Annotated in this window: 11 protein-coding genes and 3 pseudogenes; 13 read left to right on the plus strand and 1 reads right to left on the minus strand. The window is 41.3% G+C overall.

Features of this window, described 5'->3' with window-relative positions; genetic code table 11:
• Positions 1-88: 88 nt before the first annotated feature.
• The 12 genes and pseudogenes from G574_RS0101490 (at position 89) to lplA (ending at position 14,728) form a co-directional block, all read left to right on the plus strand.
• Positions 89-400, plus strand: coding sequence for a CHY zinc finger protein (locus tag G574_RS0101490; protein ID WP_029690645.1), 312 nt, complete (start codon positions 89-91; stop codon positions 398-400).
• Positions 400-933: a biotin transporter BioY gene (locus G574_RS0101495; protein ID WP_029690646.1), complete on the plus strand. Its 534-nt coding sequence runs from the start codon at positions 400-402 to the stop codon at positions 931-933. The genes G574_RS0101490 and G574_RS0101495 overlap by 1 nt, the downstream gene beginning before the upstream one ends.
• A gap of 106 nt (positions 934-1,039) precedes the next feature.
• A pseudogene (locus G574_RS10675) lies at positions 1,040-1,668 on the plus strand (phosphoribulokinase).
• Between the two features lie 93 nt (positions 1,669-1,761).
• Positions 1,762-6,159: a PolC-type DNA polymerase III gene (locus G574_RS0101505; protein WP_029690647.1), complete on the plus strand. Its 4,398-nt coding sequence runs from the start codon at positions 1,762-1,764 to the stop codon at positions 6,157-6,159.
• A 125-nt stretch (positions 6,160-6,284) separates the two neighbouring features.
• The gene (locus tag G574_RS0101510) at positions 6,285-6,713 is read left to right on the plus strand and encodes a MarR family winged helix-turn-helix transcriptional regulator (protein WP_029690648.1); all 429 of its coding nucleotides are present in this window, start codon (positions 6,285-6,287) and stop codon (positions 6,711-6,713) included.
• Positions 6,714-6,822: 109 nt separating this feature from the next.
• Positions 6,823-7,368, plus strand: a complete 546-nt coding sequence (locus tag G574_RS0101515; protein WP_029690649.1) for an NADPH-dependent FMN reductase — start codon at positions 6,823-6,825, stop codon at positions 7,366-7,368.
• A gap of 342 nt (positions 7,369-7,710) precedes the next feature.
• Positions 7,711-8,679, plus strand: a complete 969-nt coding sequence (locus G574_RS0101520) for a thiamine pyrophosphate-dependent dehydrogenase E1 component subunit alpha (protein WP_029690650.1) — start codon at positions 7,711-7,713, stop codon at positions 8,677-8,679.
• Between the two features lie 27 nt (positions 8,680-8,706).
• Positions 8,707-9,705, plus strand: a complete 999-nt coding sequence (locus G574_RS0101525) for an alpha-ketoacid dehydrogenase subunit beta (RefSeq protein ID WP_029690651.1) — start codon at positions 8,707-8,709, stop codon at positions 9,703-9,705.
• A gap of 111 nt (positions 9,706-9,816) precedes the next feature.
• A pseudogene (locus tag G574_RS11995) lies at positions 9,817-10,066 on the plus strand (biotin/lipoyl-containing protein); the annotation flags it as partial.
• 113 nt (positions 10,067-10,179) lie between these two features.
• Positions 10,180-11,223: pseudogene (locus G574_RS0101530) on the plus strand (dihydrolipoamide acetyltransferase); the annotation flags it as partial.
• 167 nt (positions 11,224-11,390) lie between these two features.
• Positions 11,391-13,154, plus strand: a complete 1,764-nt coding sequence (gene lpdA / locus G574_RS0101535) for a dihydrolipoyl dehydrogenase (RefSeq protein ID WP_018381009.1) — start codon at positions 11,391-11,393, stop codon at positions 13,152-13,154.
• A gap of 584 nt (positions 13,155-13,738) precedes the next feature.
• Positions 13,739-14,728 carry a lipoate--protein ligase gene (gene lplA, locus G574_RS0101540; protein ID WP_029690653.1) on the plus strand — a complete coding sequence of 330 codons (990 nt, stop codon included), beginning with the start codon at positions 13,739-13,741 and terminating at the stop codon, positions 14,726-14,728.
• A 70-nt stretch (positions 14,729-14,798) separates the two neighbouring features.
• Here lplA and def read toward each other — a convergent pair whose 3' ends face one another.
• Entirely contained in the window at positions 14,799-15,413 is a 615-nt protein-coding gene (gene def / locus G574_RS0101545; protein ID WP_029690654.1) for a peptide deformylase, read from the minus strand.
• 210 nt (positions 15,414-15,623) lie between these two features.
• Here def and G574_RS0101550 point away from each other — a divergent pair, with 210 nt between their 5' ends.
• Positions 15,624-16,943: a nucleobase:cation symporter-2 family protein gene (locus G574_RS0101550; protein ID WP_029690655.1), complete on the plus strand. Its 1,320-nt coding sequence runs from the start codon at positions 15,624-15,626 to the stop codon at positions 16,941-16,943.
• The last annotated feature ends 164 nt before the right edge of the window (positions 16,944-17,107 follow it).

A 17,107-nucleotide genomic window follows, 5' to 3' on the forward strand; every position in this document is an offset into this window, starting at 1 on the left:
CAGTAAACCTAAATTATTTATTTAGTTGACACAAAACGACTCTTCCGCTAAAATAAAAGCATTATTATTAGTGGAGGAAGGAAATGATATGCTTTTTCATGGATTGGGTTTAGATGCTCAAAGTCGCTGTCAACACTACCATAGTCAGCTGGATATCGCCTCTTTAAAATGTAGCTATTGTGAGCGTTACTATGCTTGTTATCACTGTCATGATGCTTTAGAGAGTCATACCTTTAAAGCAACTTTATCAAGTGAGCCGTATCCTGTTCTTTGTGGTGTTTGTCTAAGCTATTTGACCCTCAAAGATTATAAAAATGGCACTTGCCCTGTGTGCCAATCAGCTTTTAATCCTGCCTGCTACTTGCATGATGCTATCTATTTCAAAAAGGAGTCTTTTTAATGAATCGCACCAAATCACTCGTTCAAGTTGCTCTTATGACAACGATTATTATCATTCTAGGTCTTTTACCAGCTATTCCCCTAGGTTTTATCCCTGTACCAATTGTCCTTCAGAATATGGGAATTATGCTAGCTGCGATACTTTTGGGTGCTAAAAAAGGGAGCTTGGCTATTCTCCTTTTTCTCATTGTAGGCTTGTTTTTACCTGTTTTTACAGGTGGTAGCACGACCTTGGTAGTATTTGCTGGGCCAACAGCAGGATATGTCTTTGCTTGGTTATTGGTGCCACTTGCTTTAGCCGGTCTCCGTCAGATGCTACCTTTTTCCCAACCACTTATTAGTTTTGCCTTGATTTGGTTGTCTGGAGTATTACTGGTTGATGTCATTGGAGCTATCTATTTAGCGCATTACACCAATGCTCCTCTCCTGCCATCACTCTTGTCAAATTTTGTCTTTATTCCAGGTGATACGATTAAAGCAGCCATTGCGACACTTGTTGGAATACGTTACCGTAAACAGTTGGGGTTGGACTAAATCTTACATTTAAAAAAACGATTGTGAGTCTGAACGATGTTTCAGTCTCATTTTTTTCTTTGGTTTTTGGCAATTACGATATACGATTTGGCAAACGAGGTGTCATATGGAACGTTCTGAATTTATAGAACATCTGTCAAAACAATTACAATTATTAGATAAAAAATCCATATCGGTTAGGGTGATAGGTCACGGTTCATCTGGGAAGTCTCGTTGGGTTAGGGAAATAGCGGATTGTTTAGGTAGTCAGACTGATTTTTTAGAGACTGATCCTGATATTGCCTCAGCGGACCATCGACAACTTGTTGTTCCAAAGGATTTCCCGGGTCAAAAAGTCAGAGTGAGCATACCGATCGTTCATGAACTAAAGAGTTTAGCAAGGGATATTCTGGCTCTTCAAAAAGGAGTGTCTATTTTAACAATTAATGAACCCTAGTCACCATCGACGGTTTTAGATGGCAGGAAGCCGATCCTAATTGTGGAAGGAATGAGCGCTTCGTTTTTGCCAGATGACTTGTTTGATTTGACCATTGTCTACTTTACAGATGATAAGACAGAATTGTCAAGGCGTTTAGCAAGAGATACGAAAGAACGTCATAGGGATGCTGCATTTATTGAAAAAACGCATCAGATACGCCGCCAGCAATATTCATCATTATTTAGAGCCTCTTATTCTAAAAAGCAGATATCTTGATAGATCAGTCCCATAATGGCTTTGTCCGTATCTACCGTTAAATATGAGGAAGAGTTGGAAATACAACTCTTTTTATCTGCCAAAAATGAGGGTATCTGTGTTAAAATAGTAGCAGTTACTATCAAGGAGAAATCATGTCAGACTTGTTTGAAAAACTGATGGAACAGATTGAAATGCCGCTGGAAGATCGTCGTTCAGAGGCTTTTTCGTCTGCGGACATTATCGAAGTTAAGGTACACTCTCTCAGTCGTCGTTGGGACTTTCATTTTTCCTTTGAGCAGATCCTGCCCATCGAGCTTTACCGTGAGCTTGAGATGCGCCTGGTATCAACCTTTAAAAATGCGGATATCAAGGCTTCTTTTGATATTAAAGTTGCTAATCCTGAGTTTGATCAGGAACTCTTACAAGCTTACTACCATGAGGCATTTGAACATACGCTTTGTGGAAGTGCGGGATTTAAAGCAACCTTTTCAAAACTACAAGTCGCCTATGATGGGCAAAAGGTCATTATTACCGGACCAGACTATGTTGACAATGAGCATTTCAAAAAGAATCACATTCCTAAATTAGCGCAGCAAATGGCAATGTTTGGCTTTGGTGACTTAGCTTTTGAAGTTGTTTCAGATCAAGCAATGACAGAGGATTTAAAGTCGTCTTTTGAAAGCAATCGCGAAGCGATTTTAGAGCAGGCTGTTCAAGAGAATCTTGAGGCTCAGAAAGCCTTGGAAGCGGCGGGTCCTCCACCAGAAGAACCTAAAGCAGCTCCAGCTTTTGACTACAAAGAAAGAGCAGCTAAACGCCAAGCGGGATTTGAAAAAGCAGAAATCACGCCAATGATTGATATCCAAACTGAAGAAAATCGTATCGTCTTTGAGGGGATGGTTTTTGATGTCGAGAAGAAAACCACACGCACAGGTCGCCACATTATTAACTTTAAGATGACCGACTACACCTCTAGCTTTGCCATGCAAAAGTGGGCCAAGGATGACGATGACCTTAAAAAATATGACATGATTGCTAAAGGGGCTTGGCTTCGTGTGCAAGGAAATATCGAAAACAATCCTTTCACCAAGAGCCTGACCATGAATGTGCAGCAAGTCAAAGAGATTAGCCACACGCCACGCAAAGATTTGATGCCAGATGATCAAAAACGTGTCGAATTTCATGCCCATACCAATATGTCTACCATGGATGCTTTGCCAACTGTTGAAGAACTCATCGATAAGGCTGCTGAATGGGGTCACCCTGCTATTGCAATCACAGACCATGCCAATGTTCAGAGTTTCCCTCACGGCTATCACAGAGCTCGGAAATTAGGGATTAAGGCTATCTTTGGGATGGAAGCTAACATTGTAGAAGATAGCGTCCCTATTACCTACAACGAGGTTTCAATGCCCTTAAAAGAAGCCACTTATGTGGTCTTCGACGTCGAAACGACGGGCCTATCAGCAGTTAATAACGACCTTATTCAGATAGCCGCATCAAAGATGCATAAGGGGAATATCATCGAGCAGTTCGATGAATTCATTGACCCGGGTCATCCGCTATCTGCCTTTACAACGGAGCTAACAGGTATTACTGACCAGCACGTTCAAGGCTCAAAACCATTAAAACAAGTTTTAGAAGAGTTTCAAGCCTTCTGCCAGGACACCGTTTTAGTTGCCCACAATGCTACCTTTGACGTTGGCTTTATGAACGCCAACTATGAACGTAATGGCTTGCCTCTAATTACTCAGCCTGTCATTGATACCCTAGAATTTGCTCGAAACCTCTATCCAGAGTATAAACGCCATGGTTTAGGACCTTTAACCAAACGTTTCCAAGTTGCCCTTGAGCACCATCACATGGCCAACTACGATGCCGAGGCAACGGGGCGCTTGCTCTTTATCTTCATTAATGATGTCTTGGATCGTCATGGTATCACAGATATGGCAGATCTTAATACCAAGCTGGTGGCAGAAGACTCTTATAAAAAGGCCCGGGTTAAACATGCAACGCTCTATGTCCAAAACCAGGTTGGTCTTAAAAACATGTTTAAATTAGTCTCTCTCTCAAATGTTAAGTACTTTGAAGGAGTTGCTCGTATTCCACGGACAGTTCTGAATGCCCACCGAGAAGGCTTACTACTTGGCTCAGCCTGCTCTGAGGGGGAGGTCTTTGATGCAGTTTTGACCAAGGGAGTTGATGCAGCGGTAGAAGCTGCTAAATACTATGATTTTATTGAAATCATGCCTCCAGCCATCTATGCGCCGCTTTTAACGCAAGGAACGATTAAGGACGAAACAGGCATTCAAGAAGCCATTCAAAATCTCATCGAAGTTGGCCGCCGTTTAGATAAGCCAGTTCTTGCAACAGGGAATGTTCATTACATCGAGCCAGAAGAAGAAATTTACCGTGAAATCATCGTCCGTAGCCTAGGGCAAGGTGCTATGATTAACCGTACTATTGGACGTGGTGAAGGAGCTATGCCAGCTCCCTTACCAAAGGCTCACTTTAGAACGACTAATGAAATGTTGGATGAGTTTGCCTTTTTAGGCAAAGAGCTAGCTTATGAGCTTGTTGTCACTAACACGCAAGACTTTGCAGAACGTTTTGATCATATCGAGGTGGTCAAGGGAGACCTTTACACCCCTTACATTGATAAGGCTGAGGAGACAGTTGCGGAGTTGACCTACCAAAAAGCCTTCGAAGTATATGGCAATCCTTTACCTGATATTATTGACCTGCGTATTGAAAAAGAACTGTCATCTATCTTGGGTAATGGCTTCGCGGTGATTTACCTGGCGTCTCAGATGTTGGTTAACCGTTCTAACGAGCGAGGCTACTTGGTTGGATCTCGTGGTTCCGTTGGCTCTTCCTTTGTTGCGACCATGATTGGCATCACCGAGGTTAATCCCATGCCACCGCACTATGTCTGTCCAAACTGTCAACACAGTGAATTTATTACGGATGGATCCTATGGTTCAGGCTATGATTTGCCAAACAAAGATTGTCCTGAATGTGGTACCCTCTATCAAAAAGATGGTCAAGATATTCCTTTTGAAACCTTCCTTGGTTTTGATGGGGACAAGGTGCCCGATATTGACTTGAACTTCTCGGGTGATGATCAAGCGTCTGCTCACTTGGATGTTCGTGATATTTTTGGTGAAGAGTATGCCTTTCGTGCGGGGACTGTTGGTACGGTTGCAGATAAAACAGCCTATGGTTTTGTAAAGGGTTATGAACGTGATTATGGTAAATTCTACCGTGATGCCGAAGTGGACCGTCTGGCTAAAGGAGCAGCAGGCGTAAAACGAACAACTGGTCAGCATCCAGGTGGTATCGTCGTTATTCCAAATTATATGGATGTCTATGATTTTACACCTGTTCAATACCCGGCAGATGATACCTCTGCAGAATGGCAGACCACCCACTTTAACTTCCACGATATCGATGAAAATATCTTAAAACTCGATATTCTAGGACATGATGACCCGACCATGATTCGGAAGCTTCAAGACTTATCGGGTATTGATCCTTCTGAGATTCAACCTGATGATCCAGGGGTTATGGCCCTCTTTTCAGGTACTGAGATCCTTGGGGTGACTGAGGAGCAGATTGGTACGCCGACAGGCATGTTGGGTATTCCAGAGTTTGGTACCAACTTCGTTCGAGGCATGGTCAATGAAACACGCCCAACAACTTTTGCGGAATTGCTTCAACTGTCAGGATTGTCCCATGGTACGGATGTTTGGTTAGGTAATGCACAAGACTTGATAAAGCAAGGGATAGCTGACCTATCAACCGTGATCGGTTGTCGAGATGATATCATGGTTTACCTCATGCACCAAGGTTTGGAGCCTAAGATGGCCTTTACTATCATGGAGCGCGTGCGTAAGGGCTTGTGGTTGAAGATTCCTGAAGATGAACGTAATGGTTATATCCAAGCCATGCGCGATAATAACGTGCCAGACTGGTACATCGAGTCTTGTGGAAAAATCAAGTACATGTTCCCTAAAGCCCATGCGGCAGCCTACGTTCTGATGGCCCTTCGTGTGGCCTATTTCAAGGTTCACCATCCCCTTTATTATTATTGTGCTTACTTCTCCATTCGTGCCAAGGCTTTTGAGCTTAAAACCATGAGTGGTGGTTTGGAAGCTGTCAAGGCCCGTATGAAGGATATCACTGAGAAGAAACAACGTAACGAGGCGACCAATGTGGAGAATGACCTCTTCACAACGCTTGAGTTAGTCAATGAGATGTTAGAGCGTGGCTACAAGTTTGGGAAGTTAGATCTCTATAAGAGTAAAGCTATTGAATTCATCATTGAAGGGGACACGCTGATTCCTCCGTTTGTAGCACTTGAAGGACTAGGGGAAAACGTTGCTAAACAAGTGGTTCGAGCTCGTGAAGAAGGAGAATTTCTATCTAAGACAGAACTTCGCAAACGCGGTGGTCTATCATCGACTTTAGTTGAAAAAATGTCTGATATGGGTATTCTTGGTAATCTTCCGGAGGATAACCAATTGAGCCTCTTTGATGATTTCTTTTAAGGCTTAGTATCTGGACATGCGTAAAACAAGGATTTAGAGCGCTAAATCCTTGTTTTTACTTGACCGAACAAGCCCCTTGATGTTATGATGTCACTGATTAGTAATAGAAAAAGAAGGAGATTAGAATGAGTCAGTTGGATAATAATATCCCCTTAAAAACGATGGTAGTATTCCGAAAGGCTGAGAGAACACTGGATGCCCAAAATGCCGGTATTTTTAAAAAATACCAAATCACTCCGACCCAGTTTAGTGTACTTGAGGTACTTAATACCAAAGGGGAAATGAGCATTAGTAAACTCATCGATTCGGTATTAGCAACGTCTGGAAATATGACTGTTGTTCTGAAAAATATGGGACGTAATGGCTGGATTTACCGCGAGCAGGATGATGCTGATAAACGCTCATTTGTTATCGGTTTGACAGATGAAGGCCGTGCCTTAATTGAAAAAGTCTTACCTGAACACGTTAAAAATGTTGAAAACACCATGTCTGTCTTAACACACGACGAACAATTGCAATTAATTGAACTACTCAAGAAATTTAAAAATTTATAATAGTTAGTACTTTACAAACAACAAGGAGTTTGATATTATATCTACATAGTGATAATTGTGACATGGAAATACGTCAGTTATCATAATTCTAAAATTTAAAGGGGAAACCATGAAAAATATTTTATTCGTTGTTGGATCACTACGTAAAGGATCATTTAATCATCAGATGGCTGAACTAGCTGAAAAAGCTCTTGAAGGAAAAGCTAACGTTTCTTACTTAGACTATTCAGATGTTCCTGTCTTTTCACAAGATTTAGAAGCAACTGTTCCAGCTTCTGTGGCTAAAGCTCGCGAAGCTGTTCAAGCAGCAGATGCTATCTGGTTCTTCTCACCTGTTTATAACTTTGCCATGCCTGGTACAGTGAAAAACCTTCTTGACTGGTTGTCACGTTCACTTGACCCAACAAACCCGGCAGCAGAGTCAGCTATTCACAATAAAGTAACTACTGTATCACTTGTTGCTAATGGTGGACATGAGCAAGCTGGTGATCAATACCGCTCACTTCTTCCATTTATCCGCACAAACCTTGTTGATCAGTTTACAACATCAAAAGTGAACGATTCAGCATGGGCTGACGGTAAATTTGTAGCATCAGAAGAAGTTGCTGCAGAATTGGACAAACAAGTAGAAGCGCTTCTTGCTGCTCTTGCTTAAGCCTTTTGTCTGAACAATTGACGCTATAAAACAAATCTCCTAAGTTGGCATATTATGCTTTCGTTAGGGGATTTTTTAGTGATCTTAGAAGTGTTTTAATGGTCTATTTGGCTCGTTTTTTGCTATTCATTTTAGTGCCGTCATAGAGATGATGCGTAAGGAATATACTGATAAATGGAGGCCTAAATAGCGTCCAGGAAAAGGTTGTGATAGTTTGTGAAATCACTAACTATTAAAAGATTGAAACGCAGGTGTTATAGGATAGTAAGCGTTTCATTTTCTTGCAAATTGTGAATATTTACGTTATCATGGAAGACGACTAATATATTATTGGAGGACAGTATGGTTACTTTGTCTAAAGAACAACATATGGATATGTTTTTGAAAATGGAACGTATCCGTGAATTTGATATGCGTATCAACAAGCTCGTTCGTCGCGGTTTTGTTCAAGGAATGACCCACTTCTCAGTTGGAGAAGAAGCAGCCAATGTCGGTGCTGTTGCACACTTGAGCTATGAAGATCTTATTTTCTCAAATCACCGTGGTCATGGTCAGTCTATCGCTAAAGATATGGATCTTAAAGGTATGATGGCAGAGCTTGCTGGTAAAGCTACTGGTGTTTCTAAAGGTCGTGGTGGATCAATGCACTTGGCTGATTTTGAAAAAGGAAACTACGGAACAAATGGTATCGTTGGTGGTGGTTTTGCCCTTGCTACAGGAGCTGCACTGACACAACAATACAAAGAGACAGGTAACATTGCAGTCGCATTTTCAGGAGACGGTGCTACAAATGAAGGTTCTTTCCACGAATCAGTAAATATGGCTGCCACTTGGAAATTGCCTGTTATCTTCTTTATCATTAACAACCGTTATGGTATTTCTATGGATATCCATAATGCGACAAATACACCTCACCTTTACACTCGTGCAGAGGCTTACGGTATCCCTGGATTCTACTGCGAAGATGGCAATGACGTTTTAGCCGTTTATGAAACAATGGGCAAAGCTGTTGAACACGTTCGTGGTGGCAATGGTCCTGCTATTGTTGAGGTTGAATCTTATCGTTGGTTTGGTCACTCAACTTCTGATGCTGGTAAATACCGTACTAAAGAAGAAGTGGCAGAATGGAAAGAAAAAGATCCAATGATTAAATACCGCACTTACTTGACTTCTGAAGGTATTGCTACAGATGAAGAATTGGATGCTATCCAAGAACAAGTAAAACTTGAAGTCGATGAAGCCTATGAGTTTGCTGAAAATAGCCCATTCCCAGAGCTTTCAGTAGCATTTGAAGATGTTTGGGTTGACTAAGAGTAGAAAGGTAGAGGAACAAATAAAATGACTGAAACAAAATTAATGGCATTGCGTGAAGCCGTAAACCTTGCTATGTCTGAAGAAATGCGTAAAGACGAAAACATCTTCCTTATGGGTGAGGATGTTGGTATTTACGGTGGTGACTTCGGTACTTCAGTAGGCATGCTAGAGGAATTCGGAGCAAAACGTGTCAAAGATACACCAATCTCAGAGGCTGCTATTTCTGGTGCTGCTATTGGTGCGGCCATCACAGGTCTTCGTCCCATCGTTGACGTTACCTTCATGGACTTTATCACTATCATGATGGATGCTATCGTTAACAACGGTGCTAAAAACAACTACATGTTTGGTGGAGGTCTTAAAACACCTGTTACCTTCCGTGTGGCATCAGGTTCTGGTATCGGTTCTGCCGCACAACACTCACAATCATTAGAAGCTTGGTTGACTCATATCCCAGGTATCAAAGTTGTTGCTCCAGGAAATGCTAATGAAGCCAAAGGTCTTTTGAAATCATCAATTCAAGATAACAACATTGTTATTTTCATGGAGCCAAAAGCCCTCTACGGTAAAAAAGAAGAAGTTAACCAAGATCCAGATTTCTACATTCCACTTGGAAAAGGCGACATCAAACGTGAAGGTAAAGACCTTACTATCGTTTCTTATGGACGTATGTTAGAGCGCGTTCTTCAAGCAGCAGAAGAAGTTGCAGAAGAAGGTATTGATGTTGAAGTGGTTGACCCACGTACCTTGATTCCACTTGATTTGGAGATAATTGTGGATTCTGTTAAGAAAACAGGTAAACTCATGCTTGTCAACGATGCTTACAAGACTGGTGGCTTTATTGGGGAAATCGCTACAAAAGTTACTGAGAGTGAAGCGTTTGATTACCTAGACCATCCAATTGTTCGTTTGGCTTCAGAAGATGTGCCAGTTCCTTACGCACGTGTTCTTGAACAAGCAATCTTACCAGATGTAGAGAAGATTAAAGAAGCTATCCGTAAGATGGCTAACAAGGGTAACTAACCACAAGAAGATGTTAGGATAAGCAGGGAAGTGAGAAAGGATTCCCCATTCCCTCTTATCTATTTTTACGAAATAAGGGATGAATCCCTAATATCCTAGGAAAGGACTACTATGGCTGTCGAAATTATTATGCCGAAACTCGGTGTTGACATGGCTGAAGGTGAAATCATCGAATGGAAAAAAGCTGAAGGTGACACTGTCGCTGAAGGTGATGTTCTCCTTGAGATTATGTCAGATAAGACCAACATGGAAATCGAAGCAGAAGATTCCGGTGTTCTCTTGAAAATTACTCGCCAAGCAGGCGAAACGGTACCTGTAACAGAAACAATTGGTTACATTGGTGAAGCGGGTGAAGAAGTTGAAGTTGGTTCACCTGCGGGTTCTGACGTTGATGTGAAACGTACAGAAGAAGATGCAGAGGCTGCAACTCCTAGTCAAGCAGCACCAGCTCCAAAAGAAACTCCAAAACCATCTGCAACTCCTCAAGGAAAAGGTGGCAAAATACGCGCAACTCCTGCTGCACGTCGTCTCGCTCGTGAGATGGGAATTGAACTTGGACTTGTTCCTGGGTCAGGACCAAAAGGTCGTGTGCATGCAGAAGATGTCGAAAACTTCAAAGGTGTTCAACCTAAAGCGACACCACTTGCTCGTAAAATGGCAGAAGCTGAAGGGCTTGATTTGGCTGAAATTACTGGAACAGGCTTTGACGGTAAAATCAAGAAAGAAGATATCTTGGCTGTTCTTGAAGCTGCAAAACCAGCACCAGCCGCAGAAGCAGCACCTGCCAAAGAAGAAAAAGTTGTTGAACTTCCTGAAGGTGTTGAACATAAACCAATGTCAGCAATGCGTAAGGCTATTTCTAAAGGTATGACAAACTCATACCTTACAGCGCCTACCTTCACGCTTAACTATGATATTGACATGACTGAAATGATTGCGCTTCGTAAGAAGTTAATCGATCCAATCATGGCTAAGACAGGTCTTAAAGTTAGCTTCACTGATTTGATCGGTATGGCAGTTGTTAAAACATTGATGAAACCTGAGCATGAATATATGAACGCATCTCTCATCAATGATGCTAATGACATCGAACTTCACCGTTTTGTTAACCTAGGTATTGCCGTAGGTCTTGACGATGGTCTTATCGTACCAGTTGTTCACGGAGCAGATAAAATGAGCTTGTCAGATTTCGTTCTTGCTTCAAAAGACGTTATCAAGAAAGCTCAAAGCGGTAAATTAAAAGCCGCTGAAATGTCTGGTTCAACCTTCTCCATCACAAACTTGGGTATGTTTGGAACGAAGACATTTAACCCAATCATTAACCAACCTAACTCAGCTATCCTTGGTGTCGGAGCTACCATCCCAACGCCAACCGTTGTTGATGGTGAAATCGTCGCACGTCCAATCATGGCAATGTGCTTGACAATTGACCACCGTTTGGTTGATGGTATGAATGGGGCTAAATTCATGGTTGACCTCAAGAAATTGATGGAAAATCCATTTGAATTGCTTATCTGATTAGAAACAATATAGCTTATTTGTCTAATCTACTTTATAATTAAAACTAAAGATGGGTGAAAAGAGAGTCGGTCACCACAAGTTTCTAGACTTGTCTGTCTCAGTAAGACTAATAGACAGACACTTCTCTCAAATACCCCAATGTATCTTACGAAAGGAAATCAATAATGGCTGTTGAAATTATTATGCCAAAACTCGGTGTTGATATGGCCGAGGGTGAAATCATCGAGTGGAAAAAAGCTGAAGGTGATACTGTCGCTGAAGGTGATGTTCTTCTTGAAATCATGTCTGATAAAACAAACATGGAAATCGAAGCAGAAGACTCAGGTGTTCTCTTGAAAATCACTCGTCAAGCTGGTGAAACAGTACCTGTAACTGAAACAATCGGTTACATTGGTGAAGCCGGTGAGGAAGTTGAAGTTGCTTCATCCGCTGCATCAGACGTTGATGTTGCCCGTACAACTGAAGACCTTGAAGCAGCAGGACTTGAAGTTCCTAAAGCGCCAGCACAAGAAGCTGCTCCAGCTGCTGAAAAAGCGCCACTTGCTGATAACGAATACGATATTATCGTCGTTGGTGGTGGACCTGCAGGTTACTACGCTGCCATCCGTGGTGCTCAACTTGGTGGAAAAATTGCCATCGTTGAAAAATCAGAATTTGGTGGAACATGTTTGAATGTGGGATGTATCCCAACTAAGACCTACCTTAAAAATGCTGAAATCCTTGACGGTATCAAACATGCAGCTGGTCGTGGTATCAACCTTGCTTCAACCAACTACACAATCGACATGGATAAAACCGTTGATTTCAAAAACTCTGTTGTTAAGAAATTAACAGGTGGTGTTGCCGGTCTTCTAAAAGCTAACAAAGTCACAATGTTCAACGGACTTGGACAAGTTAACCCTGACAAAACCGTTACAATTGGTTCAGAAACAATCAAAGGGCGTAACATTATCCTTGCAACAGGTTCAAAAGTATCACGTATCAATATTCCAGGAATTGACTCTAAACTTGTTTTAACATCTGATGACATTCTCGACCTTCGTGAAATGCCAAAATCACTTGCTGTTATGGGTGGTGGTGTTGTCGGTATCGAGCTTGGTCTTGTATGGGCTTCATACGGTGTTGAAGTGACCGTTATTGAAATGGCTGACCGTATTATCCCTGCCATGGATAAAGAAGTCTCACTCGAACTTCAAAAAATCCTTACTAAAAAAGGCATGAACATCAAGACTTCTGTCGGTGTTGAAGAAATTGTTGAAGCTAATAACCAATTGACCTTGAAACTTAATGATGGTTCAGAAGTTGTTGCTGAAAAAGCTCTTCTTTCAATCGGTCGTGTACCACAAATGAACGGACTTGAAAACCTCAACCTTGAAATGGAACGCAACCGTATCAAAGTTGACGACTATCAAGAAACTTCAATTTCAGGTATCTATGCACCCGGTGATATTAACGGAACTAAAATGCTTGCACACGCCGCTTACCGTATGGGTGAAGTTGCTGCTGAAAATGCCATGCACGGTAAAGTTCGTAAAGCAAACCTTGAATTCACACCAGCTGCAGTTTACACACACCCAGAAGTTGCCATGGTTGGTATGAGTGAAGAAGATGCTCGTGCTAAATACGGTGACATTCTTATCGGTAAAAACAGCTTTACAGGTAACGGACGTGCCATTGCTTCTAATGAAGATCAAGGTTTTGTAAAAGTTATCGCAGATGCTAAATACCATGAGATTCTTGGTGTACACATCATTGGTCCAGCAGCAGCTGAAATGATCAATGAAGCAGCTACAATCATGGAAAATGAATTGACAGTAGACGAACTTCTTCTTTCAATTCACGGCCACCCAACATTCTCAGAAGTTATGTACGAAGCCTTTGCTGATGTATTGGGTGAGGCTATCCACAACCCACCAAAACGTAAATAAGAGTAGTTGTTTCTAAGGACTAAAGTTCTTGAAACAACACGCTAACCGCTATGGCGGTTTAGCTAACTCTTACATTAGAAAACACCTTCCGTTAAAATCGAACGGAAGGTGTTTTTTGTCACAAGATTATTCTTCACTAATTGCTGAAGCAGTTGATAAGAAATGGAGAGCATCATAGTGCTCATCTAAACCTTAAACTAGACAAGGCACTTCCTTAAAATCGAAAGCGGTGTCTTGTTGTCGTAAGCTTATTGATCGTGCAGTTATCGACAGGAGCTAATGTATCAACTAAAGCCATGGTTAAAAGTGCTAGTAAGGGAATAAATACAAGAATGCTTTGGTGGAATTCTTAGAAGATAGTTCCGTTATTTTTAAATCCGATTATTATAACGGAAAGACCTTGTTTGGACAATGTTGTCGAAATTTGCTTTTCGAGGGTATCTGTTTTTGCTCCTGTATCAATCTGTTATTGTATAGTTTTTAAACGAAGCTGATGTAATATCTTGTACTTTGACAGTTTTTCGATTATACTTAAATAGTGATAAAAAGCGCTTGCACGCGTAGATCAGTTAAAGGAGTTTTTTATGAAATACATTGTCAATACCAGTAATAACCCTTACTACAATATTGCTCTAGAAGCTTATGCCTTTCGCGAATTAGTTGATGAGGACGAATTGTTCATTCTTTGGATTAATGAGCCTTCGATTATCATTGGTCGTCATCAAAATGCGCTTGAAGAAATCAATAAAGAATACACTGATGAACACGGTATTCATATCGCACGTCGCTTGTCAGGTGGTGGGGCTGTTTACCATGATTTGAATAACCTCAACTACACGATTATTTCTAACAAGGCAGGAGAAGGTTCCTTTGATTTCGAGACATTCTCAAAACCGGTTATCGACACCTTGGCTAAGCTAGGTGTTAAAGCAGAGTTCTCAGGCCGTAATGACCTTGAAATTGATGGCAAAAAAATTGCTGGAAATGCTCAGGCTTACCATAATGGTCGCATGATGCACCATGGTTGTCTTCTCTTTGATGTGGACATGACTGTTTTGGGGGATGCTCTAAAGGTAAGTAAGGATAAAATCGAGTCTAAAGGAGTCAAGTCAGTTCGTGCTCGTGTAACTAATATCAACAACGAATTGCCAGAAAAAATGACCATCGCAGAATTCCAAGATGCTTTGCTTGATCAAATGAAGTCAGAATATCCTGACATGACAGAATATGTCTTCTCTGACGAAGAATTGGCTAAAATCCAAAAATCGTGTGATGAGCAGTTTAGTACTTGGGAATGGATTTTTGGGTCGTCGCCAGAATACACGGTTTCACGTGCCGTTCGTTACCCAGCAGGTAAAATCACGACTTATGCCAATGTCGAAAACTCCATTATCAAAGGCTTGACCATTTACGGAGACTTCTTTGGGGTGAAACCAGCTAAAGATGTTGAAGATCTTCTTGTTGGTACTCGCTATGAGTACAAAGACGTCCTTGAAAAGCTACAAACCATTGATACGACACAGTACTTCTCACGCATGACAACAGAAGAAGTAGCCAAAGCCATTGTGGCATAGCAATAGAGAATCATACTCAAAAAGCACTCCGAAAATGAATAGCGGAGTGCTTTTTAGTTACTTTTTGACTTTATTCAATAATCAACATACCCTCTTTGATAGCAAAGGGATTATCTTGGTTAATGCGGTCATAGAACATGATGCCATTGATATGGTCGATTTCATGTTGAACAACGATGGAGTTGTAACCTTTGAGTTTAACCTTGTGTTTTTCACCGTTTTTGTCGAAGTATTCAACAGTAACACGGGAATGGCGGACGACATAGCCTTCAACCACACGGTCAACCGATAGGCAGCCTTCTCCATCAGCTAAAGCAGCATCTTGGACAGAGTGAGAGATGACTTTAGGGTTGTACATAACCTCTTGAAGACTGTAGGCTTCTTTAGGGGGATTGCCGTCTTCGTCTTCTGGGTTTGGCACTAAAACAGCAATGATACGTTTTGAGATATCCAGTTGTGGCGCAGCCAAACCAACACCACCACGAAGTCCAAGTTTTTCAGCCATAACAGGATCTTGCGAGTGTTTCAAGAATTGCATCATTTTTTCTCCAAGAATGATATCCTGGTCGGAAAGGGGAAAAGTGACTTCTTCAGCCTTAGCGCGAAGTGTTGGATTTCCCTCGCGGATAATATCGTTCATATCAATCAAGTGGGACGCTTTTGTTAGTTTTGAAATAGTAGACATGATACTTCCTTTGCTCGTTTTTACATCTTCTTAACTATATCACAATTTTGAGTGCAGTTAAAGTTTTCGAAATACCTTGTTTATTTAGGGGAGAGGATAAAAACGATAGAAAAACAAAAAATGACAACAATTATTCGTAAATTATATTGTAAAACTTATAAACATCTGTTAAAATAGGGTATCATTTTGAAAATTAGGAAGTTTATAAAGATGTCTATTGAAAAACATACGGTTTTAGAAGAAACACAAGAACAGATGCTTTATCAAATTGATGATAAACCGCCCTTAGGTGTCTCCATCGTTTTGGCCTTACAGCATATCTTGGCTGCTTTTGCAGGTATTATTGCCGTACCTTTGGTTGTGGCGGGTGCTCTGAACTTAAGTGTTGAGGAGATCTCTATGATGGTTTCAGCTTCTATTTTTGTGGCAGGAGTGACAACGGTACTGCAATCTAAAGGTCTAGGACCAATAGGTTCTCGTGTATCTGGAATGATGGGAACTGACTTTACTTTTGCTAATCCTGCTATTAGCGTCGGTAGCCGATTTGGGATCGCCGGTATTGTGGGTGCTACGATTGCAGGATCTTTAGTAGAAATTGTGCTTAGTCGTTTCATAAAGCCGTTGATGACATTTTTCCCTCCTCTTATCACAGGGACAGTTGTTGCTTTGATAGGGATTACCTTGTTGCCAGTCAGTATGGATTGGGCAGCAGGTGGCTCAGGTGCCAAAGACTATGGTTCAGTAGAAAACATTAGCATTGCCTTTGTGATTATGGTCTTTACGCTTTTGCTTAATCATTATGGAAAAGGACTTTGGTCTACTGCTTCTGTCTTTATCGGTATGATTTTTGGTTACATACTTTGCATTTTCCTTGGTAAGGTAGACTTGTCTGCTGTCAATGATGCAGCTTGGTTTGCCCTTCCAAATGTTTTTCATTACGGTGTGACCTTTGATTTATCAGCTATTTTATCCTTCATTCCAGCCTATGTGGTTTCACTCATTAGTACGGTTGGGATTATGATGGCTATTGGAGAGGTGTCAAACACAAAAATGAGCAGTAACCGTGCGGCTAATGGTGTGTTGGCAGATGGTGTTGGTTCTTTGATTGCAGGTGTTTTTGGGGCAGGTCCTAACACAGCCTTTTCACAAAATGTGGGCTTAATCACTTTGACTAAAGTCGCCAGCCGTCATGTCATGATTCTAGCAGGTATCATCCTTGCTGTATTGGGAGTTTTTCCAAAATTGTCAGCTCTTATTTCAATTATGCCACAGCCAGTTCTTGGTGGTGTTGGTGTGATCATGTTTGGTTTGGTTGCTGCGCAAGGGATCAAAACGCTTGCGACAGTTAAAATTGGCGATCGTGAATTGCTTATTATCTCCGTTGCCTTTGCTTTAGGGATTGGTGTTACTGTTCGTCCAGAATTATTGGTCGGTCTTCCAACACCGATTCAGATGGTCCTGTCTTCCGGGATTTCAACAGGGACTTTAGCAGCCCTCATCTTAAATATTGTTTTAAAAGAAAAGCCATAATTTCTTTGCCGATCAGGATTACTTGATCGGTTTTCGGTTTTTACTTAGCAAAGGCATCAAAGAGGGTAGCCATTTTTTAAAGACTGTGGTAGAATATTAGAAGCGTAGGTTTTTAATGTCATCCTGTGAGGTGACAAAGACGTATTACTCAGATAAGATCATGC

It is taken from the genome of Streptococcus hyovaginalis DSM 12219, from assembly GCF_000420785.1.
Taxonomy (GTDB): domain Bacteria; phylum Bacillota; class Bacilli; order Lactobacillales; family Streptococcaceae; genus Streptococcus; species Streptococcus hyovaginalis.